The organism is Paractinoplanes atraurantiacus, from assembly GCF_900215205.1.
GTDB lineage: Bacteria > Actinomycetota > Actinomycetes > Mycobacteriales > Micromonosporaceae > Actinoplanes > Actinoplanes atraurantiacus.
The window spans coordinates 121852-146140 of the sequence record NZ_OBDY01000004.1; the positions used below are offsets into that span (position 1 = coordinate 121852).

General features: G+C 69.3%; 20 protein-coding genes. 13 read left to right on the forward strand and 7 right to left on the reverse strand.

Going from position 1 to position 24289, the window contains the following annotated elements; genetic code table 11:
• Window positions 1–352: 352 nt before the first annotated feature.
• Window positions 353–3529: a helix-turn-helix transcriptional regulator gene (locus CRP55_RS12455; protein ID WP_097320023.1), complete on the reverse strand. Its 3177-nt coding sequence runs from the start codon at window positions 3527–3529 to the stop codon at window positions 353–355.
• A 35-nt stretch (window positions 3530–3564) separates the two neighbouring features.
• The gene (locus CRP55_RS52935; protein WP_179855142.1) at window positions 3565–3705 is read right to left on the reverse strand and encodes a hypothetical protein; all 141 of its coding nucleotides are present in this window, start codon (window positions 3703–3705) and stop codon (window positions 3565–3567) included.
• A gap of 157 nt (window positions 3706–3862) precedes the next feature.
• On the opposite strand from CRP55_RS52935, the gene CRP55_RS12460 reads away from it, so the two are divergent.
• From CRP55_RS12460 to CRP55_RS12490, 7 genes are all read left to right on the forward strand, one after another.
• Window positions 3863–4555, forward strand: coding sequence for a DUF4191 domain-containing protein (locus CRP55_RS12460; protein ID WP_097320024.1), 693 nt, complete (start codon window positions 3863–3865; stop codon window positions 4553–4555).
• 121 nt (window positions 4556–4676) lie between these two features.
• A complete protein-coding gene (locus tag CRP55_RS12465; RefSeq protein WP_097320025.1) occupies window positions 4677–5909 on the forward strand; it encodes an ROK family transcriptional regulator in 1233 nt (410 codons plus the stop codon).
• Window positions 5910–5934: 25 nt separating this feature from the next.
• Complete coding sequence (locus CRP55_RS12470) at window positions 5935–7251, forward strand: ABC transporter substrate-binding protein (protein WP_097320026.1); 1317 nt, start codon at window positions 5935–5937, stop codon at window positions 7249–7251.
• 3 nt (window positions 7252–7254) lie between these two features.
• Window positions 7255–8178, forward strand: coding sequence for a carbohydrate ABC transporter permease (locus CRP55_RS12475; protein ID WP_097320027.1), 924 nt, complete (start codon window positions 7255–7257; stop codon window positions 8176–8178).
• Window positions 8175–9056: a carbohydrate ABC transporter permease gene (locus tag CRP55_RS12480; RefSeq protein WP_097320028.1), complete on the forward strand. Its 882-nt coding sequence runs from the start codon at window positions 8175–8177 to the stop codon at window positions 9054–9056. The genes CRP55_RS12475 and CRP55_RS12480 overlap by 4 nt, the downstream gene beginning before the upstream one ends.
• Before the next feature lie 11 nt (window positions 9057–9067).
• The gene (locus CRP55_RS12485; RefSeq protein WP_097320029.1) at window positions 9068–10324 is read left to right on the forward strand and encodes a 6-phospho-beta-glucosidase; all 1257 of its coding nucleotides are present in this window, start codon (window positions 9068–9070) and stop codon (window positions 10322–10324) included.
• A complete protein-coding gene (locus CRP55_RS12490) occupies window positions 10321–11295 on the forward strand; it encodes an N-acetylglucosamine kinase (protein WP_097320335.1) in 975 nt (324 codons plus the stop codon). Before CRP55_RS12485 ends, CRP55_RS12490 begins: the two co-directional genes overlap by 4 nt.
• Here CRP55_RS12490 and CRP55_RS12495 read toward each other — a convergent pair.
• Window positions 11285–11668 (reverse strand): RDD family protein, encoded by a 384-nt coding sequence (locus CRP55_RS12495; protein ID WP_097320030.1) that lies wholly within the window; start codon window positions 11666–11668, stop codon window positions 11285–11287. The two genes, CRP55_RS12490 and CRP55_RS12495, sit on opposite strands and share 11 nt — an antisense overlap.
• 201 nt (window positions 11669–11869) lie before the next feature.
• Between CRP55_RS12495 and glnA the strand changes: the two genes are divergently transcribed.
• Window positions 11870–13294 carry a type I glutamate--ammonia ligase gene (gene glnA, locus CRP55_RS12500; RefSeq protein WP_097320336.1) on the forward strand — a complete coding sequence of 475 codons (1425 nt, stop codon included), beginning with the start codon at window positions 11870–11872 and terminating at the stop codon, window positions 13292–13294.
• A 338-nt stretch (window positions 13295–13632) separates the two neighbouring features.
• Window positions 13633–14223 (forward strand): coiled-coil domain-containing protein, encoded by a 591-nt coding sequence (locus CRP55_RS12505; protein ID WP_097320031.1) that lies wholly within the window; start codon window positions 13633–13635, stop codon window positions 14221–14223.
• Window positions 14224–14239: 16 nt separating this feature from the next.
• On the opposite strand, the gene CRP55_RS12510 is transcribed toward CRP55_RS12505, so the two are convergent.
• Genes CRP55_RS12510 through CRP55_RS12520 form a run of 3 tightly spaced genes read right to left on the reverse strand, consistent with a single transcriptional unit; the run spans window position 14240 to window position 18230 of the window.
• Window positions 14240–17281 (reverse strand): AfsR/SARP family transcriptional regulator, encoded by a 3042-nt coding sequence (locus CRP55_RS12510; protein ID WP_097320032.1) that lies wholly within the window; start codon window positions 17279–17281, stop codon window positions 14240–14242.
• A gap of 36 nt (window positions 17282–17317) precedes the next feature.
• Window positions 17318–17776, reverse strand: a complete 459-nt coding sequence (locus CRP55_RS12515; protein WP_097320033.1) for a phosphoribosyltransferase — start codon at window positions 17774–17776, stop codon at window positions 17318–17320.
• Window positions 17777–17780: 4 nt separating this feature from the next.
• A complete protein-coding gene (locus CRP55_RS12520) occupies window positions 17781–18230 on the reverse strand; it encodes an MSMEG_6728 family protein (RefSeq protein ID WP_097320034.1) in 450 nt (149 codons plus the stop codon).
• Window positions 18231–18315: 85 nt separating this feature from the next.
• On the opposite strand from CRP55_RS12520, the gene CRP55_RS12525 reads away from it, so the two are divergent.
• From CRP55_RS12525 to CRP55_RS12540, 4 genes are all read left to right on the forward strand, one after another.
• On the forward strand, window positions 18316–18738 hold the full coding sequence (locus CRP55_RS12525; RefSeq protein WP_097320035.1) for a DUF6210 family protein: 423 nt from the start codon (window positions 18316–18318) through the stop codon (window positions 18736–18738).
• Between the two features lie 19 nt (window positions 18739–18757).
• Window positions 18758–19522 (forward strand): class I SAM-dependent methyltransferase, encoded by a 765-nt coding sequence (locus CRP55_RS12530; RefSeq protein WP_245922949.1) that lies wholly within the window; start codon window positions 18758–18760, stop codon window positions 19520–19522.
• 108 nt (window positions 19523–19630) lie between these two features.
• The gene (locus tag CRP55_RS12535) at window positions 19631–20053 is read left to right on the forward strand and encodes an RIP homotypic interaction motif-containing protein (RefSeq protein ID WP_245922950.1); all 423 of its coding nucleotides are present in this window, start codon (window positions 19631–19633) and stop codon (window positions 20051–20053) included.
• The gene (locus tag CRP55_RS12540; protein WP_097320038.1) at window positions 20050–22134 is read left to right on the forward strand and encodes a tetratricopeptide repeat protein; all 2085 of its coding nucleotides are present in this window, start codon (window positions 20050–20052) and stop codon (window positions 22132–22134) included. Before CRP55_RS12535 ends, CRP55_RS12540 begins: the two co-directional genes overlap by 4 nt.
• A 55-nt stretch (window positions 22135–22189) precedes the next feature.
• Here CRP55_RS12540 and CRP55_RS12545 read toward each other — a convergent pair whose 3' ends face one another.
• Window positions 22190–24289 (reverse strand): esterase-like activity of phytase family protein, encoded by a 2100-nt coding sequence (locus tag CRP55_RS12545; RefSeq protein ID WP_097320039.1) that lies wholly within the window; start codon window positions 24287–24289, stop codon window positions 22190–22192.

Genomic DNA, 24289 nt, shown 5'->3' on the forward strand with positions numbered 1-24289 from the left:
CCTGCTGAGCCGAGCGCCCCTCCTCGCGCCGCAACCACAGAAGCTTGGAGGCGTGGCGTTGATCGACACCCCACTTGCGGCGGCGCTCGCGCTCGCGGCGGAATCCGTCTTTTTCGGGTGACAAATCGCGCGCCAAGGCGCGACCTCGCATGACGTTCGTTTGATTGCGGGTTAACACTTCGATCGGCTGGTATCGCATATCTGATTATCCCACCGACCGGTCGGTAAAGCCATCCGACAGGTAATGAGGATCATGCCAAGTTAGCGATTATCTCCCCCAGGAAAAGCACGATGGGCGCCGCGGAAGAACGATGCGCTAGCGGGAGGGAAAGAATAGATCTAGGGCAAGTGGTCAGTCGGCCAGGAGGCCCAGGCGGTGGGCTACGGCGGCGGCCTCGACGCGGTTGGATACCTCCAGCTTGGCGATGATGCGGGAGACGTGGACGCTTGCGGTCTTGGGTGAGATGTAGAGGTCGGCGGCGATCCGGTTGTTGCTGTGGCCCTCGGCCACGAGGCGCAGGACCTCTCGCTCGCGCGGGGTGAGGATCTCGGTGCCGGCGGTCGCGGGCTCGGCGGCGGCGCGGATGCCCAGCCGGCGGGCCAGCGTTTCCGCGGCCTCGACCAGCGGGGTGGCGCCCAGAGCGCCGGCGATCGCCATCGCCTCGGCGATCAACTCCGCCACGCCCGTCTGTGCCCCAGCGACGGCGGCGGCAGCAAAAGAAGGCGCCAGGCCGGGGGCGGCGGAAGAAGGCGCCAGGCCGGAGGCGGCAGAAGAAGGCGCTGGACCAGCGCTCATCGGTGCGGAAGAAGACGCCCGACCAGCGGTCACTGGCGCAGAAGAAGACGCCGGACCCGCACTCACTGCCGCAGAAGACGCCTGACCAGCGATCACCGGCGCGGGAGAAGGCGCTGGGCCAGCGGTCACCGTTGCGGGGGAAGGTGGCGCGGGCGAGGTGGCGGTGAGGGCGGCTGGGCGCGGGGCTGGGATGAGCGGGGCCGTGCGGGCTGTGGTGCGGTCGGCGGCCAAGGTTTCGGCCAGGTCGAGCAAAGCTGTGGCCAGCTCGTGCGGGTGGCCGTCGGTGCGCCAGGCCTCTACGGCCGCTCTCCACGCGGGCTCGCCGCCGGTCAGTAAGGCCTCTGTCTGGGCGGCGTAGGCGCGCTCGGCGGGGAAGCGGCGGGGCAATGTGGCCGCCCTGGCAGCGATCTCCTCGGCCAGGGCCTTGTCACCTGCCCTGTTGGCTGCCCGGGCCGCGTTGGCCAGGATCGCCCATGTGTAGCGCGGGAGGGTGCCCATGGCCGGCTCTGTCAGGGAGGCTCGGGCCAGGTCGGCCGCCGCCTGTGGGGTGGCCGTCGTCAGGGCCGACAGGAGGCGCAGCTCGTGGATGGCCAGGCGGACCTCGGTCACCAGGAACGGGCGGGACAGGAAGCTCAACGACCTGCTCACCAGGGCCTCGGCGTCGTCCCGGCCCCGGGCCAGGCGCAGGCGGGAACGCAGGCGCAGCCAGTGCAGGGCCAGGGTGTTCGGCGGGTCCAGGCGGGCCGCCTCGGCCAGGCGGGCGTCGGCCTCGTCCCAGCGGCCCAGGGCGATCAGGGCCTCGGCGTAGTTGGCCATCAGGTAGACGCCGATCGTGCGGCTTATCCCGACCCGGTGAGCGTCGGGGAGGCCCTCGGCGGCGGCCGCGGCTGACGCCTCGTAGTCGCCTGTCTCGTACAGCTGGTCGGAGAGGTTGACCAAGCCCCTCGTGAGGCTGGGCAGGTCGGCGGCCTCGCGGGCCTGGGCGATCGCGGCGCGGATGGTGGGCAGGGCCTCGGTGGGCGGGATGCGGCCGGCGCAGGCCAGGCCGTACGCCATCTCGGCCGCCACCAGCGCGTCGACGTCGCCCTGCTCGGTGGCGTCGGCCTTGGCCACCTCGGCCACCTCGACGGCGCGGTCGCGGTCGATGGCGGCCAGGATGTGGGCCAGGTCGGCCAGCAGGCGGACCCGGTCGGTGCTGTAGGGGGCACCGCGCAGGAGGCGGAACGCCTCGTCGCACTCGGCGCGGCCGTCGGACTTGCCGGCCGTGCGCAGCAGTTTGGCCCGGCGGACCAGCAGGCGGCCGGCGCGCAGCGGCTCGGCCTCGGCGTCCAGGTCGGACAGGGCGGCCCGGGTGAGGCTGAAGGCGCGCATGTGGTCGCCCGACTCGATGGCGGCCAGCGCCGCTTCCTCGAGCAGGTCGAGGTGGTCGAGGCCGAGCTGGGTGGCGGCGTCGGGCACGTCCTCCCACAGCTCGAGCACCCGGTCGAGCAGGCGGGCCTGCTCGGCCCAGGCGAAGCGGTGGCCGGCCTCGTCGGCCGCGACCTTGGCCGTGACCAGGGCCCGGGGGTGGTCGCGGGCCGCGTGCCAGTGGTGGGCGATCTCGGCCGCGCTGCGGCCCAGGCCGACCAGGTGGGGCTCGGCCTCGAGGGCTCGGGCGTAGCGGGCGTGCAGGCGGGCGTGCTCGCCGGGCAGCAGGTCGTCGTGGACAGCCTCGCGCACCAGGGCGTGCCGGAACTCGTAGACGCCGTCGTCGTCGGCGGCGTCGAGGACCACCACGAGCTGGGCCGCCACCACGACGCGCATCGAGGACTCGAGGTCGGCCTCCGGCATGCCGGCGACCCGGGACAGCAGCTCGTGGCCGAACCTGGTGCCGCCGACGGCGGCCACCCGCAGCACCCGCTGGGCGGGCTCGGGCAGCTGGTCGACGCGGGACAGCAGCAGGTCGCGCAGGCTGCCGGGGATGTCGCCGCAGGCCGGGTCGGCCGAGGCGGCGAACTGCTCGATGAAGAACGGTATGCCCTGGGTGCGCTCGTTGACCGTGTCGACCACGCCCGGGTCGGGCTCGGCGCCGAGCAGGTGGGTGAGCATCTCGGCCGTGCCGTCGCGGTCGAGCCGGTCGAGCTCGTGGCGGCGCACGCCGCGGACCCGGTCGAGCTCGGCCAGGAACGGGCGCAGCGGGTGGCCGCGGTGCAGCTCGTCGGTGCGGTAGGTGGCGATGAGCAGCAGCCGGGGCAGCCGGGCCGAGCGGACCAGGAAGCCGATCAGGTCGCGGGTGGAGCGGTCGGCCCAGTGCAGGTCCTCGATGACCAGCACGAGGGGCTGCTCGGCGCTGAGCCGGCCGAGCAGAGCGCCGACGGCCTCGAACAACAGGCCCCGCTGCGGGGCCGGCGGGCCGAGCTCGGGCAGGAGCTGGGCCAGCTCACGCTCGTGGCCGTCGAGCACGCTCGTGCCCTCGGCGCGCACCAGATCGCGGACGGCCCCGGCGAAGGGCGCGAACGGCAGGCCCTCCTCGCCCAGCTCGAGGCACTGCCCGGTGAGCACCCGCACCTGGTCGCCGGCCAGGCCGCGGCGGAACTCCTCGACCAGGCGGGTCTTGCCGACCCCGGCCTCGCCGCCGACCAGCACGGTCGACGGCTCGGCGGAGCGGGTGCTTTTCAGCGCGTCGCGCAGCGCGGCGAGGTCGGGCTCGCGCCCGACCAGAACCTCGCTGTAGGCCGTCACGAGGTCGAGCATCCCATGGGGGTACGACAACTCGGCTCCCCGATATCTCACGGAGTGGCCGCTCGCCGCCACCGGCGACGGGGACGGGCCGCCCGGGCCCGGCGCCGCTCCGAGGCCTGGTCGATCAGCGAGGCGACGCGCTGGTGGTGCATGTCGAGCTGGATGTGCGGGTCGGAGTACGGGAACATCGGTGCCTCCTTGGAAGGGAACACCGAGAACTCTTCGCCCGAAGGCACCCCCGGGGCATGAGGCAGGAGCCTTATTTACACCCGTCTCACGGGCGACGGGAGACGTAAGGCCGCCCACCCCACGTAAGGCGTACGCACACCACTACACTTCCGTGTTATGGCAAACCCCCAGGAGAAGGTGTCTTTCGGCACGCGCCTGAAGCAGATCGGGCAGGTGTTCTCGTTCACCGCGAAGCAGGACAAGTGGTTCGTCCCGCTGCTCATCGCGGCCGTGGCCATCCCGGTCGCGCTCACCGTCCTCCTCGTGCTCCTGGGCGCCGGCTGGATCTACATCCCGATCGGCCTGCTGGTCACCCTGCTGGCCGCCGTGATCGTGCTCAACCTGCGGTCGAACGCGGCGATGATGAACGCGGCCGAGGGTCAGCCCGGTGCCGCCGCCTCCCTGGTCGAGAACATGCGCGGCGACTGGCGTGTCCGGCCCGCGGCGTCGTCGACGACGCAGTTCGACATGGTGCACATCGTGATCGGCAAGCCCGGCGTGATCCTGCTGGCCGAGGGCCAGCCGCAGCGCGTGCGCGGCCTGCTCGGCCAGGAGAAGAAGCGCCTCTCCAAGGTCATCGGCAACGCGCCGCTGTACGACTACATCATCGGCAACGGTGAGGGCGAGCTCCCGATCAAGAAGCTGCGGACCACGCTGATGCGCATGCCGCGAAATCTGACCGGCAAGGACGTCAACTCGCTCGACAAGCGCCTGGGCGCGCTGATGGCCCGCCCGCAGATGCCCAAGGGCGCCATCCCGAAGAACATGCGCCCCAGCAAGGGCGCCTTCAGGCAGCAGCGCCCCCGCTAAAAAAGCAAAATCCAAGGGCCGGTATCGCGTCAGCGGTACCGGCCCTTGACATATGTCGATGCGGCTCCTAACGTCCCGGCCAACTGTTAAAGAGTTTGCCAATCAAGGGGGCGAGAGAAGCGTGACCCGTCCGGCCGGCTCGTCCAGGCTGCTGCGCACGATGAACGCGAGCGCGGCGCTGGCCCACCTGCTGGATCCCGGCATGCTCACCCGCGCCGACCTGCGCAAGCTGACGGCGCTCTCCACCCCCACGATCTCCGAGGTGCTGCGCCGGCTCACCGAGGCCGGGCTGGTCACGGTGGCCGGGCACGACAGCGGTCGCCCGGGCCCGTCGGCCGAGATCTACAACGTCAACCCCGAGGCGGCGTACGCGGCCGCGGTCTCCGTGCGCGACGTGGGCCCCGGCGGCGCCCCGTCGGTCGTGGCCGCGCTCTGCGACCTCACCGGCCAGATATGCGGGCGTGCCGCGTCCTCCGTCGATTTCGCGGAGGAAGACACCCTGACCGCCCTGTCCGGCGTGCTCGACGACCTCTACGCCGGGGCCGGCGTCGCGGCCGGCCGGGTGCGGCATGTGCAGTTGGGCGTGCCCGGCTCCTACGACCCGCGCACCGAGACCATCCACCACGTCGACGTCCCCGGCCTCGGCCGCACCGGCCTCGTGCCGGAGCTGGCGGCGGCGCTGAGGACCGAGGTCGGCGTCGACAACGACGTCAACCTGGCCGCCATCGCCGAGCGGCGGCGCGGCGTCGGCCGCGACACCGAGGGCTTCGCCCTGCTCTGGCTCGGCGAGGACGGCCTCGGCCTGGCCATCGACCTGGCCGGCACCCTGATGCGCGGCGCCCGCGGCGGCGCCGGCGAGATCGGCTACATGCCGCTGTACAGGCCGCGCGAGAAGCGGTCCGGCCAAAAGCCCGCCGGCGACGAGCAGCCCGGCGGAAAGCCCGGCGGCGACGAGCGGGCCGGCGAGAAGCGGGACCTGCACGACCTGATCGCCGGCCCGGCCCTCCTCGGCCTGGCCCGGGAACACGGCCTCGAGAACGGCCGAACCGCCACCGAGGTCGTCCGCGACGCGCGCGGTGACCTCCTGACCGAGATCGCCGACCGGATCGCGGTCGGCGTGGCCGCCGTGATCGCGGTGCTCGACCCCCACCTGGTAGTACTGGCCGGCCCGATCGCCCAGGCCGGCGGCGTCACGCTCCTCTCCGCGGTGCGCACGGCCATGCGCCGGGCCGCCCCGCTGGAGAGCGAGATCGCCGTGACCGCCATCGACGACGACGCGGTGCTGCTCGGCGCGCTGGACGCCGGCCTCACCGCGGTTCACAACGCCCTGCTCACCGACATCCGCAACAGCTGACCCCCTCATAAATCGGAAGGCCACTGTGAACAAACGGATCCCCCATGCCCTTTTTGCCCTGACAACAGCGGTTATCGTGGCGGCCGGCTGCACTCCGGCCCCTAAAGAAAACAAAATCGCCGATCCCGGTACGGAGGTCTCCGGCACCGTCGAGCTCTGGCACTTCTTCACCGAGCGCGAGGCCGACGCGGTCGCCCAGGTGGTCAAGGACTTCGAGAACAGCCACCCGAAGATCAAGGTGACCATCAAGGCGGGCCAGGACGACTCCAAGGTCACCCAGGCCATCGGCGCCGGCAACGGCCCGGACGTCGGCCTGTCCTACTCGACCGACATCGTCGGCAAATTCTGCTCCTCCGGCGCCTGGGTCGATTTGAAGCAGTACATCGACCGCGACAAAGTGGACCTGAGCAAGCTCAATGCGACCACCCGCTCGTACACCGAATTCCAGGGCAAGCGCTGCGCCATGCCGTTCCTGGCCGACGCCTACGGCATGTTCTACAACAAGGACCTGTTCGCCAAGGCCGGGCTCACGGGACCGCCGAAGACGCTGGACGAGCTGACCGCGTACGCCAAGAAACTGACCGTCAAGAATGCCGATGGGTCACTGAAGACGGTCGGGTTCCTCCCGCTGTACGACTTCTACGAGAACGCGGCCGCACATCTCGCGCCCACCGTGGGCGCCAAGTGGCTGACCGAGGACGGCAAATCCGCGATCGGCGCCGACCCGGCCTGGAAGACGCTGCTCACTTGGCAGAAGAACCTCGTCGACTGGTACGGCTACGAGAACCTCACCAAGTTCCGGGCCGGCCTGGGCGACGAATACAGCGCCGACAACGCCTTCCAGAAGGGCCAGGTCGCGATCAACATCGACGCCGAGTACCGCCTCGCTTTCGTCAAGGACCAGGCCCCGAGTCTCAAGTACGGCGTCGCGCCGATCCCGACCAGCGATGCCGCCAAGTACGGCGGCGGCTACGTCACCGGCAACATCCTCGGCATCAGCAAGAACGCCAAGAATCCCGAGGCCGCGTGGGAGCTCATCAAATATCTGACCACTGACGACCAAGCCGTCATCAAGCTGGCCGGGCTGCTCAAGAACATCCCGACCACGACCGCCGCCATCGCCGATCCGGGACTCCAGTCGGACGCCGACTTCAAGACGTTCATCGACATCTTCAGCAACCCGAACTCGTCGACCACGCCGCCGTCCGCCTCCGGTCCGGCCTATCAGGAGACCTTCGGGCAGTTCCTCAACAACTACCAGTCGGGCAAGGTCAAGGACATCGACGCCGGCCTCGCCGACGCCGACAAGCAGATCAACAGCGTCATGACTCTGGGCGGATAGCCGATGTCCGCCAAAGTGCGGAGAGGCCTGACGACCTTCTCCTTCCTGGCTCCGGCGCTGATCGGCATCGCCGTCTTCTTCCTCTATCCCCTGGGGTCGGCGGTCTACTTCTCGTTCACCAAATTCGACCTGTTGTCGGTGCCGGAATGGGTCGGCCTGGACAACTACCGGCGGATGGCGGACGACCCGTTTCTGCTCCAGTCGATCCGCAACACCTTGTGGATGGTGGTCGTCTTCGTCCCGGTGCGGATCATCGGCGCGATCGGCCTGTCCATGCTGCTCACCCAGCTCAAGCGCGGCGCCGGCTTCTTCCGCACGCTGTTCTACCTGCCGGCCCTGGTGCCGCCGGTGGCCGCCACCATCGCCTTCGTCTATCTGCTCAAGCCGGGCACCGGCCCGGTCAACCACTTCCTGTCGATGATCGGCATCGAGGGCCCGCTCTGGTTCAACTCGCCGGCCTGGGCCAAGCCGTCGCTCGTGCTGCTCGGCCTCTGGGCGATCGGCGACCTGATGGTGATCTTCCTGGCCGCCGTGCTCGGCGTGCCGTCCAGCCTCTACGAGGCCGCGGAGCTGGACGGCGCCAACGCCTGGCAGCGCTTCCGGTCGATCACGCTGCCGACGATCCGCCCGGTGGTGCTGTTCGCCGCGGTCACCGGCGTGATCTACACGTTGCAGTACTTCGACCAGGCGGCGGTGGCCGGCTCGATCGCCAGCGGGCAGGCCACCGTCGGCGGCGGGATCTCGTCGAACTTCGGCTTCCCCGAGGGCTCGACCTTCACCTATCCGCTGTGGCTCTACACCGTGGGCTTCCGCTACAGCGCCCTCGGATATGCCAACGCGCTGGCCATCGGCCTTTTCGTGGTGGCCCTCGCGGTCACCCTCATCCTGCTGCGCCGGGCCAAGGCTTTCTCCGGGGAGGAATCATGACGGCCGTTCTCGAGGCGCCTGTACGGATGGAGCCGGCACCCGATCGGCGCGTGCGCCGTCAGAAAAAGCTGGCCTGGATCGCCAGGCACAGCATCGCCATCGCGATCGGCATCATGTTCGTGACACCGGTCGTCTATCTGGTGCTGCTGTCGCTGATGACCAGCGACCAGGCATTGACGAGCGACTACTGGCCGAACTCGTGGCATCCGGAGAACTACATCCGGGTCTTCGAGGTCACGCCACTGCCCCGCTATCTGCTCAACACCGTCGTCTACGCGGTGACGTCGACGGCTCTCGTGCTCCTGTCGAGCGTTCCCGCCGCGTACGCGCTGGCGAAATTGAAGTTCCGCGGCAGCAACGCGCTGTTCCTCCTGGTGATCTGCGTGATGATGCTTCCGCCGCAGGTCGTCACCGTGCCGCTCTATCTGATGTGGGCGCGGTACGGCCTCACCGGCTCGCTGTGGCCGCTCATCATTCCGGCACTGTTCGGCGACGCGTTCTGCATCTTCCTGCTGCGGCAGTTCCTGCTCACCATCCCCACCGAATATCTGGACGCGGCGCGGGTCGACGGCTGCGGCGAATGGCGGACGCTGCTGCGGGTGGTGCTGCCGATGGCCCGTCCGGGCATCGCGGCGGCCGGGCTGTTCCAGTTCTTCTACTGCTGGAACGACTATTACGGCCCGCTGCTCTACACCAGCGAGAACGAGAGCGCGTGGACGCTGTCGCTCGGGCTGGCGTCGTTCCACAGCGTCCATCACGTCGACTGGAATCTGGTCACGGCGGCCACCGTGCTGGCCATGGCGCCACTCATCGTCATCTTCTTCTTCGCCCAGCGCGCCTTCGTGCAGGGCATTACCTTGACTGGCTTCAAGGGATAGTGGAGTAAAGGATGAAAATCGCTGTCGTCGGCGGCGGGTCGACGTACACACCCGAATTGGTCGATGGTTTCGCTCGTCTCGGCCCGATGGTCACCGAGCTGGTGCTGATCGATCCGGCCGCCGAGAGGCTCGAGATCGTGGGCGCGTTCGCGGCCCGGATCCTTTCCCGATACGGGCACGCGGCGAAGATCTGGTGGACCTCCGATCTGGACGCGGGAGTGACCGACGCCGATGTCGTGCTGATTCAGCTGCGGGTCGGCGGCCAGAACGCGCGCATTCAGGACGAGACTTTCCCGCTCGAATGCGGCTGCGTCGGCCAGGAGACGACCGGCGCCGGCGGGCTGGCCAAGGCGCTGCGGACCGTGCCGATCGTGCTCGACGTGGCCTCGGTCGTCCGGCGGCGCGCCCGGCCGGACGCGTGGATCATCGACTTCACCAATCCGGTGGGCATCGTCACCCGCGCGCTGCTCGACGAGGGCCATCGCGCGGTCGGGCTCTGCAACGTGGCGATCGGCTTCCAGCGGCGCTTCGCCGGCCACCTCGGCGTCGAGCCGTCGCAGGTGACGCTCGAACACGTCGGCCTCAACCACCTGACCTGGGAACGGGCGGCCTATGTGGACGGCGTCGATCGCCTTCCGGATCTGCTGACATCACATTTGCCGGAATTGGCAGCTCAGGTACACCTACCGGAGCATCTGCTGACCACGCTGGGCAACGTTCCCTCGTACTACCTCTCCTATTTCTACGAGCACGACCGCCACGTCAGGGAGGCGGCGAACGGCCCGACGCGCGGTCAACGGGTCGCCGAGATGGAAGCGACGCTGCTCGAGATGTACCGCGACGTCACCCTCACCGAGAAGCCGGCTCTGCTGGGCCAGCGCGGCGGCGCCTACTACTCCGAGGCAGCGGTCGGGTTGATCGCTTCGCTGCACGGCTATGACGACAATGCCGTCCATTCGGTCAATGTGCGCAACCAGGGCACGCTGCCGTTCCTGCCGGACGACGCGGTCATCGAGGTCTCGGCCCGCGCGACCGCCGCCGGCCCCACGGTGCTGCCGATCAACCCCCTTCCGCCCGATCTGAGCGGTCTGGTCACGCACGTTTGGGGGTACGAGGAACTCGCGCTCGACGCGGCGCTGCGGGGCGGCCGGGAGCGCGTGTACCGGGCGCTGCTCGCCCACCCGCTGGTCGGACAGCACACCCAGGCCGCGGATCTGGCCGACCGGCTGATCGCGAGCGGGCGCGACCACCTCGCGTGGGCGCGATGAGCGGGCTCTACCTGGCGATCGACGGCGGCAACTCGAAGACGGACGTGGTGCTCGGCACGGCTACCGGCGAGGTGCTGGGTCACGTACGGGGCGGCACGTCCTCACCGCACAACGTCGGGCTCGACGGGGCGATCGCCGTCCTCGACGGCCTCATCCGCTCCGTGGTTCCCGACGGGACGGTCGTCGACCTGGTCGCGGCGTACCTGGCCGGCGCCGACCTGCCGATCGAGGTGAGCCGGCTGCACGAGGCGGTCACCGCCGCCGGCTGGGCCCGCCGGGCGCTGGTCGACAACGACTGCTTCGCGCTGCTGCGATCGGGCACGTCGATGCCCGACGCGGTCACCGTGGTCTGCGGCGCCGGCACCAACTGCGTGGGCCGGGCGGCCGACGGCCGTACGGCCCGGTTCGTCGCCCTGGGACCGATCTCCGGCGACTGGGGTGGCGGCCACGACCTGGCCGATCAGACCTTGCGCCTGGCCGCCCGGGGCGAGGACGGACGCGGGCGGCCGACCGCGCTGAGCGCCGCCGTGGCCGGATATTTCGGGCGGCCCACGGTCGAGGCGGTGTCGATCGCCCTGCATCTGGGCGAGATCGACCGCGACGAGGTGCCGTCGCTGAGCGAGCTGCTCTTCGAGGTCGCGGCGGCCGGTGACGTGGTCGCGGGCGGGCTGGTCAGCCGGCAGGCGACCGAGATCCTGGCCCAGCACCGGGTCGCGGCCGGCCGTCTGGATCTGCTGTGGCGGCCGCACGCGCTGGTGCTCGGCGGGGCCGTGCTGCGCGCACGGCATCCACTCCTGCACGACGAGGTGGTGGCCGGCGCGCGGAGGCAGGCCCCGCACGTCGAGATCTCGGTGCCTTCCGTGCCGCCGATCACCGGGGCGGCGCTGCTGGCGATGGACGCGCTCGGCGCCCCGCCCTCGGCCGAGCCCCTTCTGCGGGCCTCCCTCGGGGCTGAGGCCCTTACTGCTTGATCACCTTTGTCACGACGGACTTGGCGGCGCGGTCGTGCAGGCCGCGGCCGTCACCGTCGTTGATCAGCGCGGGGATGACCAGGGCAAGCAGAAGAGCCCTGATCAGGGCGCGGACGATGCCGATGGCGCCGCCGTCGACGACCGAGACGATGCGGATCTTCGCCAGCATCATGCCGAGGGTCTGTCCGAAAAGGCCGACGAAGAAGGCGTGCACCACGACGAAGACGCCCAGCTGGGCCCAGGGGTTCGTCCGCAGGTCGTCGACCAGCAGACTGGCGACCAGGGTGGCCAGCGCCCAGTCGATCACCAGGGCGACCAGTCGCCGGCCGAAGCCGGCCAGCTCCACCTGCCTGAGGTCGATCGCTTCCGCCATGGCTGAAGGGTACGCGGGGAGGTTTCGGTGACCCGGCACACGCCCCGGCCGACACGCGATAGCCTCACCCACAGTGTTCGTAACACGGCAGAAACATTTGGGATACGCCGGGGCAACTCCCACCCCATAGCGTCGCTGCCAGCCTAGCCACGCGGCGGACCACGCCGCCCCGGTATCGATTTTTCGCGCCAGGAGGACGTGTTGTTCGCCAATCCCGAGGAACTCCTGCGATACCTCAAGGACGAGGACGTCAAATTCGTCGACGTGCGGTTCTGTGACCTGCCCGGCGTGATGCAGCACTTCAACATGCCGGTCGAGTCGTTCGACGACAGCGTCGTGACCGACGGCCTCGCCTTCGACGGATCCTCGATCCGCGGGTTCCAGGCCATCCACGAGTCCGACATGATGCTGCTGCCGGACGTCACCACGGCCTTCATCGACCCTTTCCGCATCCAGAAGACGCTGGCGCTGAACTTCTTCATCCACGACCCGTTCACGCGTGAGGCCTACTCGCGTGACCCGCGCAACGTGGCGAAGAAGGCCGAGACCTACCTGGCCTCCAGCGGCATCGCCGACACCGCGTACTTCGGCGCCGAGGCCGAGTTCTACATCTTCGACTCGATCCGCCACTCCACGGCCGCGCACGAGGCGTTCTACTACGTCGACTCGATCGAGGGCGCCTGGAACTCCGGCCGGGAGGAGGAGGGCGGCAACCGCGGCTACAAGACCGCCTACAAGGGTGGCTACTTCCCCGTCGCGCCGGTCGACCACTACTCCGACCTGCGCGACGCCATGGTCCGCCGCCTCATCGACGTCGGCTTCACCGTCGAGCGCTCGCACCACGAGGTCGGCACCGCCGGCCAGGCCGAGATCAACTACAAGTTCTCGACCCTGCTGCACGCCGGCGACCAGATGCAGATGTTCAAGTACATCATCAAGAACACGGCCTGGGAGCACGGCAAGACGGCCACGTTCATGCCGAAGCCGCTGTTCGGCGACAACGGCTCGGGCATGCACACCCACCAGAGCCTGTGGCTGAACGGCGAGCCGCTGTTCTACGACGAGACGGGCTACGCGGGCCTGTCCGACACGGCCCGCTGGTACATCGGCGGCCTGCTGGCGCACGCGCCCAGCCTGCTGGCGTTCACCAACCCGACGGTCAACTCGTACCGTCGGCTGGTGCCCGGCTACGAGGCCCCGGTCAACCTGGTCTACTCGCAGCGCAACCGCTCGGCCTGCACCCGCATCCCGGTCACGGGAAGCAACCCGAAGGCCAAGCGCGTCGAGTTCCGCGTCCCGGACCCGTCGGGCAACCCGTACCTGTCGTTCTCGGCCCAGATGATGGCCGGCCTCGACGGCATCAAGAACAAGATCGAGCCCCCGGCCCCGATCGACAAGGACCTCTACGACCTCCCGCCGGAGGAGTGGGGCACCGTCAAGCAGGTGCCGGGCTCGCTCGACGCGGTCCTGAACAGCCTGGAGAACGACCACGAGTTCCTCACGGCCGGCGGCGTCTTCACCGACGACCTGATCAGCACGTGGATCGACTGGAAGCGCACCAACGAGATCGACCCGGTCCGCCTCCGCCCGACCCCCCACGAATTCGAGATGTACTACAACGTCTAAGCATGATCATGATTATGACCAGCGGCTCCGTCCGCTGATCTGACCTTGGGCCCGTCACCGGCCCAGACCTGGAAACGGCGGTCACGCCCGGCTCACAGCCGGGGTGGCCGCCGTTTTACGTTCGCCAGACGTCCCATCAATCACGAGCGGGCCCAGTCGACCCGTCCGGCCACTCGTGCGCGTACTCGTTGAGCGTCCCGCGTAGACATGTCTGAACGGGACGCCCAGCCCTCCGAGCGCCTCCGGCGGGCAGCGTGCGATGGTGTGCGACCCCGCCTCGGTTGACGTCGCGTATCCTCTGCCGGTTGCTGACGAGCCGGTGCGGAGAGGCAGCCGACGTGGTTGATGTGCTCAATGTCGTCATCTCAACCGCTATTTCCATTGCTTCGCTGCTTCTTGCGTACATGGGCTGGGTCAGTAGCGGCCGCGAAGATCAAGCCCGTATACGGGCGCAATCGGCCGTCTCCTCGGCGCTCGAGAAACTTCCGGCTGCGGAAGCAGGGCAGCGCACGTGGGACCGGCTCCGTGAGCAACTCGACGAGCCGGCGGTGGAACGGATCGCCCGTATCACCGGAGCTCTGAGCGAGTCGCAGAGATTGATCGCCGAATTGCAGGCCGAAGTGGATACGAAGCTTGCCGCGGTCGAGCGTCTTCGCGCCGAGGAGGAGCAGAACCGTCAGCTCGCGGCGATGCGCGAGGAGGAGGCCGAGGCGGTCCGGCGTCTCCTCAGGACAACGATCGAGTCGGCCCATGACGAGCTGCGGGCAGGCCTGGAACACGAGCGGGACGATTTGCGCGTCCGGCTCCAAGAGCTGCAGTCCGCGCTCGACGGCATGCGCGAGTCCAGCCGCAAAGATCAGATCCGGTTCTTTGTTTACGGCGTCGGTGTGTCGATCCCTATCGGCATTCTCATCAACATCTTCGTCTGACCACCCGGCGCCGGGCTCAGACGTCCATGTCGGCGGCTGCGGCGGCGGTCGCCGCGGTCACGGTGGCGGCTCGGGTGTAGGCCTCGTCGAAGGCAGAGGAGCCCAGAGCGGCGCGGGCCTCCGCGGTTATGCGGTCCACGTCGGGGACGGCCTTGTCCTTTGAGCCTCGTACGGCGTCGGCGGCGCCCAGCAGGAAAGCTGCCTTTGCGGGGTTGCCCTCTCGGAGGACCAAGTCGGCTATTCCTACCAGGACCACCGCGATCACCGGTGAGTCTCGGGAGGACATCGCGGCCTCCATCGCCTCCTCGTGGCAGGTGCGGGCTGCTCCCAGGTCGCCTGAGGCCGCGTCTACCAAGCCCTGTGTGCTCATCGTTATGGCTCGGAACTGGGGCACTGCGGCTGGGTGGCGCATCAGGCGTACGGCCGCCTCCATGCTTCGGCGGGCCTCCTCCAAGTCGCCCTCCATGCGGGCGAACGTGGCGCTTCCGTAGGCCACCGAGGCGTTCACCTCGGGGAGGTTGATCTCGTCGGCTGCCGCCTTGGCCTTTTTCAGGACTGTGCGGGCCTCGGCCGCCTCGCCGGCCAGCCACAGCTGGTGGGCCAGCTTCACCTCCATCTGGGGCAGATCCTCGCGTACGCCCACCTCGCTGACCAGGGCTATCGCCTCACGCTGCCAGATGACGGCCTGGGCGAAGTCGCCCGCGGACGCTGCCATGTCGCCCAAGGAGCTCAAGGTGAAGCCGATGCCCCAGCGTTCACCGATCGCGCGGAAGCCGGCCAGGGCCTCGCGCATCTCGCGTTCGGCGACCTCGGGGCTCTGGCCGAAGTTGAGGCGCAGCTGCGACGTCATCATCTTGGCCACCGCCCGCAGCCACGGGTCGGGGTCGTGGAACAGGGGCTCCGTCATGCGGAAGCCGGCCTCGGGGTCGTTGCGGTCGTCGAACATCACCGACAGGGGGCCGATCATGCGCAGGGCCGGATGCGCCGCCTGGCTGTGGGCGCCCGTGTCGCGGGCCCGGCGGAACTCCTCCTCCACCCGTTCCAGCGGCAGCGCGCCCTCGAGGCCGTTGATCGCCGCGTACGTGTGGACCAGCGCCAGCTCGTCGCGGTCCACCCCGTCGGGTGGCAGCGCCGAGACGCCGGCCGCCAGCACCGCGCCCTCCGACCGGTGGCCGCTCAGCCACCAGTACCAGCCGAGCCGGGCGACCAGCGCGGCGCCGGTCACCGTGTCACCGGCCTCGATCGCCGCCCGTACGGCCGCGTGCAGGTTGTCGTGTTCCGCCGCCAGGCGGCGCAGCCACACCAGCTGGTCGGCCGCGCGCAGTTGCGGGTCGGCCTCGCCGGCCAGCTCGATCAGCCAGGCCGCCAGGGCCAGCCGCTGCGACTCCGTCTCGCCGGCCAGGGCCAGCTGCTCCAGGCCGTACTCCCGAATCGTCTCCAGCATCCGATAGCGGCCGTCCGGGCCCAGCACCATCAGCGACTTGTCCACCAAGCCGCCCAGCACCTCCAGGTCGGTGTCGCACACCCGCTCGACCGCGTCCGCGTCGGCGCCGCCGGAGAACAGCGCGAACCGGCGCCACAGGCGGCGCGACGGCTCGTCGATCAGGTCCCAGCTCCAGTCGACCACCGCCCGCAGTGTCTGATGCCGGGGCAACAGCAGGCTGCCGCCGGTCAGCAGGCGGAAACGGTCGGCCAGGCGGTCGGCCAGGACCGATACCGGGAGGGTACGCAGCCGGGCCGCGGCCAGCTCGATGGCGAGCGGCATGCCGTCGAGGGCGCGGCAGATCCGTACGACCGCTTCGACGTTCTCCTCGGTCAGGGTGAAGCCGGCGGCGCGGTCGAGCAGAAGGCGTACGGCCGGAAAGCCGGAAGCGATCGCCGCCGCCGCACCCACCGGCGGGAGAGCCAGAGGCTCGACCGGGCAGAGCCTTTCGCCCGGAATGCCCAGCGGCTCGCGGCTCGTCGTGAGCAGGCGGACGCCCGGCGCCGCGCGCAGCAGAGCGTCGGCGACCTGCGCGGCGGCGGCGATCAGATGCTCGCAGTTGTCCAGGATGATCAGCATCTCGCGGCCGGCGACCGCGCTGATCAGCCGATCGAGGGTCTCACCGAGCGGCACCCGTCCGGGCACGTCGAGGATGGGCTGGCCGCGCGGCACCAGCGTGTTGAGCACGGCCTGCGGCACCTCGGCCGGGTCGGTGACCGGGGCCAGCTCGACCCGCCACACCTCACCCGGCACCTTGGCGCCGACTTCGACCGAAAGGCGAGTCTTTCCACTTCCGCCCGGACCGAGGAGGATGACGAGGCGATTCGTGCGAATTTCATTTAGCAGGTACGTGATCTCCTGCTCCCGGCCGACGAAGCTGCTCACCTCGGCCGGCAGATTGCCGCGGGCCGGTGCGGGCTCATCCCGCAGCAGCGACATGTGCAGCTCGGTGAGCTCGGCCGAAGGATCGGCGCCGAGCGTCTCGGCCAGCGAGCGGCGGACCTGCTCGAAGACTTCCAGCGCCCGTCCCGGATTGCCGCCCGCTCGCAAAGCCCGCATGAGCAGTGCCGCCAGGCGTTCGTCGAGCGGATGGGCCGCGACCAGCCCCTCCAACTCGGGCACGGTGTCCCGGGTTCCGATCTCGGCCGCGAGCCATTGCCGCCGCGCGGTGTCCCGCAACTGTTCCAATCGGACGGCCTCGGCGCGCGCGACGTCGGGGAAGTCGAGTTCGCCCCGCCACAGCTCGAGGGCGGCTGACGGGTCGACGGGAGCGAGCCGGGTGAACAGGTGGGCGTCGACCCGGTCCGCCTCGATGGCCAGCCGATATCCGCCGTTCATGGCCTCTACCGCCAGTCCCGCCCGGCGCAGCCGCGACACGAGGGCCTGGAGAGCGTTCCCGGCCGCCGCGGGCGGATCATCGGCCCAGACCCCGTCGATCAGCCGCTCGGCCGAGACGACGCGGCCGGCGTCGAGGGCGAGGAGCAGCAGGAGGGTACGGAGACGAGCGCCCGCGACCGGCACGGTCTCCCCACCGTCGGCGCGCAGCTCCAACGGCCCGAGAACCGCGATCTCCACCCGTACGATTCTGCCCGCTCTGGCAAATCGGTGGTGTCAGGTGAGACTCGACCAGGGGAAGTTGATCCACTTGTCGGTGCGCTTCCACACGTACTCGCAATTGATGATGGTGTGTGGCTTTTCGTAGATGACCGCGGTGCGCACCTCGGCGGCGTGGGCCGTGCAGAAGTCGCGGACCAGTTTGATGGTCTCGCCGGTGTCGGCGACGTCGTCGACGATCAGCACGTGGGCGCCGGTCATGTCGGCGACGCTGGGCTCCGGTCCCAGCATGACCGGGGTGTCCAGGCGCTCGTCGACGCCCGTGTAGAACTCGACGTTGACCACGTGCAGGTTCTTCACGTCGAGGGCGTAACTGATCGAGCCCGCCGCGAACAGCCCACCTCGCGCCACGGCCAGGATCAGGCTCGGGCGCCAGCCGTCATCGGCGATCTGCTGGGCCAGGGCGCGCCCCGCCCGCCCGAAGTCGTCCCAGGTCAGGATCTCCCGCTCGGTCACGCGTTCAACCTACCGGCCACACGTATGGGAGATCATCCGGCACGTCCGGGCCGAACAGCGGGCGATAGAAATCCGGATCCTTGCGCAGCAGCGCCGACTGGTGGCTCCGGTGCACGTCTTCGTCACCGAGCCACGGGGGAAGTTCTTTTTCAACGGCCAATTCTTTTTGCGTACGTACGGGACGGCCCAGCCCGAGATCGGCCACCAGGGTCGCTGCGCAGGTGTCGGGGCGTCCCGTGGCGGTCCAGACGGCGCACATGTCGAGGCCGTAGCGGACCAGCCCTTCCGCGTACCCCCGCCACATCTTCACCGCCGGGTGGTGGCGCCATCCGTACCCCTCGACCGTCAGCCCCCGCAGCACCTGAATGGTCTCCACCCGCTGCTTGCCCAGCCGCTTCTGATCGAGCGCCTCGGCCGACGCGACGAAGTCCGGGTAAGGCAGGAATGTCTGCATCCCCCGATTCTTCCCTGGTGGGGTGGCGCTACCCGCCGATCACGCAAGAGAATCTTCCGGTGATCCGCGACCTCTTCTCCCGCCGGTGACCGCCCCCCGGCACGTCTCCCTCGACCCGGACGGCCTGGCCGGCCTGTGCGTGCTCGTCGCCGCCCCCACCGGAGTCGTCTACCACCACCAGTACGGCGGCACGGCGTGCCGCCAGGGCCGCCAGGAGGGCTTCCTGGTCCCGCTGGCCGCGTTCAGCGCCCTCGACGAGCTCCGCGAGATCTTCGAGGTTCACCTGGACAGCGTCGGCACCTGGAATTACCGCTGGCCCGACGAGGAACTGGACCATTTGCGCCGCGTCATCGGCGAGGTCTCCTACTGGGCGTCCGACGACGGCCGCAGCGAGGAGCCGAAGCCCTTGACCCTCGACGAGTCCCGCCTCCCGGATGTGGACGAGGCCTGGATCCCGGTCGAGACCCCCGACGGCCCCGGCATCCTCATCTGGCCCAACTCCGACTGAGCGGATGAATGTTGATCCGGTGGCGCACAACCGTGTGGCCTGGGACCGGCAGGTCGACCAGGGCAACGAGTGGTCGCGGCCGATCTCCGCCGAGACCGTCGCCAAGGCGCGGGCCGGTGACTGGTCGGTCGTCCTCATCGGATACCGGCCCGTGGACCGTTCCTGGTTCCCCGCCGACCTGGCCGGCGCGGACGTGCTGTGCCTGGCCTCCGGCGGCGGCCAGCAGGGGCCGACGCTCGCCGCGGCCGGGGCCCGGGTCACCGTGCTGGACAACTCGCCGCGCCAGCTCGAACAGGACGAGCTGGTCGCCCAGCGCGACAACCTGCCGCTGCGCACGGTGCTCGGCGACATGCGCGACCTGTCCGCGTTCGCCGACGGCTCGTTCGACCTGGTCTTCAACCCGGTCTCGAACCTGTTCGTCCCCGAGCTCGCCCCGGTGTGGCGCGAGTCCTTCCGGGTGCTGCGGCCGGGCGGCACGCTCCTGTGTGGCTTCCTCAACCCGGACAACTACCTGTTCGACCACGAGGCCCTGGACGAGCGCGGCGAGCTGCTGGTCCGGCACAAGCTGCCGTACAGCGACCTCACACACGTACCGGCCGAAGAACGCGAACGGCTCTTCGGCGCCGACGCTCCGCTGGAGTACAGCCACACCATGACCGACCAGCTCGGCGGCCAACTGGCCGCCGGCTTCGTCATCACCGGCTTCGAGGAGGCGCCACACCACTCGGACGCCACCGCGGGCTGGCTGCCCGGCTACTTCGCGACCCGCGCCGTGAAGCCATAGGCCCGTTCCACTCACGGAATGTGTCATCCGCTCGGTGGATGAGGTGGCCGTCGGGTTGCCTCATGCTGATAAACCGTGTGGTGACGTTGCGCGAGGAGCTGATCACCTGTGGCTGATCTTGGAGTGCTGGTGCAGGACGTGATTCCGTTCGTGTCGGCCGCGGCCGGCGTGTACGGGGGCGCCGTGGTGCAGAAGGTGACCGACGCGGCCGCCGACGCCGGGGCGGACGCCACGGTGGGAGTGGGCCGGCGGTTGCTGCGCCGCCTGTTCACCTCCGGTCGCGGCGAGCAGATCCAGGCGGCGGTGGTGGAGGTCGCCGAGTCGCCGGAGGACGAGGCGTCGGTGGCGGTATTGCGGGCGCAGTTGGTGAAGGCCTTGTCGCAAGATCCGCAACTGCTGCAGGACTTGTCGCAGATCCTAGGTGAGGCTGGGGTCGGCACGGACCGGTACAAGGTGACCGTCACCGGCAGCCAAGGCGTACAGATCGGGTCGGGCAACACGCAGACGAACACGTTCACGTCGCCGGCGTGAGCTCCGGCGGCTACGAGGTCGACGTCACCGGCGGCCAGGGTGTCCAGGTCGGTTCGGGCAACACCCAGACCAACATTGGTGTGTACGCCCACAGGTTGCCACCGCCGCAGTCGGCGGGCCCAGGCGTGGTGGTCCACAACTTGCCGCGCCAGTCGGCGGTGTTCCTCGGTCGCGACCTACGGGTGCTCGCCGACCAGCTCGGCGGCGACGACGTGGGCGTGGTGGTCGGCCAGGCCGGCGCGGTGCACGGGCTGGGCGGCATCGGCAAGAGCGAGCTGGTCAACCACTACGCCCGTGAGTATCTGTCGCGGTACTCGCTGGTCTGGTGGATCACCGCCGACAACATCGAGAACCTGAACCTGGGGCTGGCCGCACTGACCCGCCGACTGCACCCGGTGGCCACGCTGGCCGACGCGCAGGCGTGGGCGCTGGGGTGGCTGCAGGCCAACACGGGCTGGTTGCTGGTGCTCGACAACGTCGAGGACGTCAACGACATCGCCGACCTGCTGGGCGTCGTCGGCACCAACGGCCAGATCCTCGTGACCACCCGCCGCGACCTGGGCGCGGCCCGCTGGGCGACGCTCGGGCTGACCCCGTTCCGGCTCGGCGTGCTGTCCCGGCCCGCCTCGATCGACCTGCTGACCCGGCTGACCGGCCGCGCCGAAGACCGCGAGGGCGCCGACCGGCTGGCGGAAGACCTGGGAGATCTGCCGCTGGCGCTGGAGCAGGCCGCCGCCTATGTCAGCCAGCACGCCCGGATGAGCTTCGACGACTATCGCACGCTCCTGAGCAGCCAGTTCGCGCGCGTCGCGTCGGCCAGCGGCTTCGGCGGGAAAGACGACCGTGCCGTCTCCCTGGTGTGGACGTTGACCATGTCCACCATCACCGGGAAGAGCCCCCTCGCCGGCCAGATGATGGACGTGCTGGCCTGGCTGGCACCCGACGACCTGCCCGACGAGGTTTTGGCTCCGCTCGCCGACGACCCCGCGGACATCGATGACGCCCTGGCCCTCCTGGCGTCCTACAGCATGCTCAACCAGGTCGACGGCATGGTGAGCGTGCACCGGCTCGTCCAGGCTGTAACCCGGCAGAGCCAGGAGAAGGCCGCCGAGGCCGCGCAGCTACACGCAACTGAGCTGCTGGCCAGGGCGCTCCCGAACGATCCCATCAACAATGTGCGCGGATGGCCACGATGGAGCACTCTGCTCCCCCACATCGACGCTCTCATCGCCGGCCTTTCCAGCGAACACCAAAACCAGCTCATCCTCCGCGTCGGTGATCGAGCGGCCACCTACCGGCAGTTGCAAGGCCAGACAAAAGCAGCGATCGACCAATTCGAACTGGTACTGGCCCACAGGCTGCGGATCGCAGGCGACGAGCACCGCACCACAATGGTGTCCCGGGCCAATCGCGCCAGCGCCTACCGGGAGGCCGGACGGCTGGAGGAAGCAATCCGCGAGTTCGAAAGCGTACTGGCCCAGAGCCGGCGGTTGCGGGGTCAGGAACACCTCGACACGCTGATCTGCCGGAGCAATCTCGCCAGCACCTACCAGGCAGCGGGACGGCTGAGAGAAGCAATCCCCGAATTCGAAAGCGCGCTGGCCGATAGTCGGCGTTTGCTGGGCGAGGAACATCCGGACACGCTGACCTTGTGGAACAACCTCGCCGGCGCCTACCGAACGGCGGGACGACTGGAAGAAGCAATCCGCGAATTCGAAAGCGTGCTGACCGAAAGTCGGCGTTTGCTGGGCGAGGAACATCCCACCACGCTGATCGCCCGGATCAACCTCGCCGGCACCCACCATGCAGCGGGACGACTGGAAGAAGCGATCCGCGGACTCGAAAGCGTGCTGGCAGACAGCCGGCAGTGGATGGGCGAGGACCACCCCAACACGCTGAGCGCGCGGAACAACCTCGCCAGTGCCTACCAGGCAGCGGGACGACTGGAAGAAGCGATCCGCGAGTTCGAAAGTGTGCTGGCCGACCGGCGGAGGTTGCTGGGCGAGGACCACCCGAGCACGTTGATCTCGCGCGACAACCTGGCCTACGCCTATAAATTGGCGGGGCGGCCGGAAAGCTGAAGCGGCGGCCACGCCGGCCATGTGCCGGGCATGACCACCGCTTCGCGGGCCTCGATCAGAACAGGCGGCCCAGACGCAGGAAGACCGTTTCGCCAGTCGCGTCGTCGAGGGCGTCGTTGTCGGTTACCGCGTAGGCCTGGCCGTTGCCGGTGATGGCCAAGCCCTCGACCTTGTCCTGCACCCAGCCGTTGTCGGCCTTCAAAGCCGGCAGCAGATCCTTGACCAGCTTCTTCTTCACCGTGGGGACGCCCGTCCACGTCGCCGGGACGTCGAACTTGTAGACCTTCTTGATGGCGGCCTGCGGGCCCCTCTGGTTGTCGCGCTCGATCACCGCGAACGTGTTGCTGTCGACCGCCACCAGCTCGGAGAGGCCGGTCCAGCCCAGCGGGGCCGCGTCGAGCGGGTAGGCCAGCCACGACCAGGTGGACTTGACCAGGTCGTACCGGCCGATGCGTACGACATTAGTGGGGTCTGTTTTCAGCGGGCGCTGGATGGCCACCCACACCGCGCCGTTGGTCTCGGCCACGCCCTCGAAGCCGTTTGTGGTCACGGCGGCGGCGATGTCGGCGGGCAGCGGGATCTCCTGCTGTACGGCGCCACGCGCGTCCAGGCGCACGAGCAGGTTCGGCGTTGAGGACGAGCCTTCGACGCCCAGCCAGTAGCCGCCGTTCTTGCGTGCGGCGATGCCCTCCGCGTCGTACCCAATCGGCTCGTTGTTCTTCGTCACCGTGAGCTGCTTGGTGATCTTGGCGGGACTCTCAGAGACCGAGAGAGTCAAGATCCGGGTCGGGGTGTACGCCGAGTCGGTCACCGAGACCAGCTTGTCCCGCGTGCCGGGGACCGCGGAGAGGGCCGACAGCGTGCCGAACGGGATCTCGTTCTTCGACACGATGGACGGGAAGCCCGCCTTGCCGACCCCGTAGATGTTCAGTGAGCCGCGGATGTTCGCGTCGGGGATCTCCTCCTCGCTGGAGATGATCACCAGGCCGCGGGACGGCACCGCGACGACGCCCTCGGGGCCGTTCGAGGTCGGCAGGAGCTGCTGGAATTTCGGCTTGCGCGGGTTCGACACGTCGTACACCGCGGTGAAGTTGCCGCGCTCGGCGTTGACGAAGACGTACGGGGTGCCGTTGATGCGGGCGAAGGCCACGTTCTCGGGCTCGATCCCCTTGGCGTCCGAGCGCTTGTCCGGGTAGAGGCCGTGCTCGACCGCGATGTGCTCGAGCGTGTTGCCGGCGTCCCAGACGACCCTGCCGTCGCGGGAGAAGATCGTCCAGCCGCGGCTGCCGCCCTCGTAGTCGCCCTCGTTGGCCGAGGCGAAGTAGTCGTCGGAGATCCAGGCGACGCCGTCGGGCTCACGCTTGGCGGTGATCGTGCCGTCCAGCGTGATGTTGTCGTCGTCCTTGGTGTCCACCTCGGAGACGGTGACCTGGCCGGCGTCGAACTGGCGGAGGACCTTCTTGGTGGCCAGCGAGACGATCGCGATCTCATTGTTCTCCTGCAACGAGAGCACGGCCTCGTCGCGGGAGTTGATGCTGACGTACTCGGGCTCGGGGTCGACGCCCGCGAGCGCGAGCTTGGTGAGTTTCCACGTTCTGGTGTCGATCACCACGAGGTAGCCGGCGGGCAGCTGCGGGAGCTGGCCGTCGTTGACGTCCTCGTCGCGCTCGTTTTCGATCGCGACGGCGATGTAGCGGCCGCTCGGCGCGACGGCGACCGAGTCGGGCTGGCCGCCCAGGTCGAGCTCGCGCACCACCTTGCGGCTGCGGTCGTCGATGACGACGAGCTTGCCGGACGGGTCGGTAAAGCTGGCCCGGGTGTTCACGCCGGCCAGCAGCAGGTGGCCGAGGTGCGCCACCGAGGTGGGCTCGCCCCCGACGGCCAGGGTGCCCTTCGGCTTCGGCCGGGACGGGTTGGTGATGTCGACGAAGCCGAGGCGCTTGCCGGGGCTGTCGGTGTAGACGACCGTACGGCCGTCCTCGGTCACCGTGGAGATCTCCGCGGCGGCCGTGTCGTCGATCGACGAGTTCAGATACGCGGGGAACGTGGCGAGGCGCTGGAACTCCGTCTTCGGGCCGTGCGCGGACGCGGGCGTGACATTTATGGCGGCCACAGCCGCTACACCCAGGAGAGCGATTGCCGAGCGTTTGGACAT

Coding starts and splice junctions, on each gene's coding strand:
- CRP55_RS12455 (WP_097320023.1), bottom strand. CDS start 3,529: ATGCTCGACCTCGTGACGGCCTACAGCGAGGTTCTGGTCGGGCGCGAG.
- CRP55_RS52935 (WP_179855142.1), bottom strand. CDS start 3,705: ATGTTCCCGTACTCCGACCCGCACATCCAGCTCGACATGCACCACCAG.
- CRP55_RS12460 (WP_097320024.1), top strand. CDS start 3,863: ATGGCAAACCCCCAGGAGAAGGTGTCTTTCGGCACGCGCCTGAAGCAG.
- CRP55_RS12475 (WP_097320027.1), top strand. CDS start 7,255: ATGTCCGCCAAAGTGCGGAGAGGCCTGACGACCTTCTCCTTCCTGGCT.
- CRP55_RS12480 (WP_097320028.1), top strand. CDS start 8,175: ATGACGGCCGTTCTCGAGGCGCCTGTACGGATGGAGCCGGCACCCGAT.
- CRP55_RS12485 (WP_097320029.1), top strand. CDS start 9,068: ATGAAAATCGCTGTCGTCGGCGGCGGGTCGACGTACACACCCGAATTG.
- CRP55_RS12490 (WP_097320335.1), top strand. CDS start 10,321: ATGAGCGGGCTCTACCTGGCGATCGACGGCGGCAACTCGAAGACGGAC.
- CRP55_RS12495 (WP_097320030.1), bottom strand. CDS start 11,668: ATGGCGGAAGCGATCGACCTCAGGCAGGTGGAGCTGGCCGGCTTCGGC.
- CRP55_RS12520 (WP_097320034.1), bottom strand. CDS start 18,230: ATGCAGACATTCCTGCCTTACCCGGACTTCGTCGCGTCGGCCGAGGCG.
- CRP55_RS12545 (WP_097320039.1), bottom strand. CDS start 24,289: ATGTCCAAACGCTCGGCAATCGCTCTCCTGGGTGTAGCGGCTGTGGCC.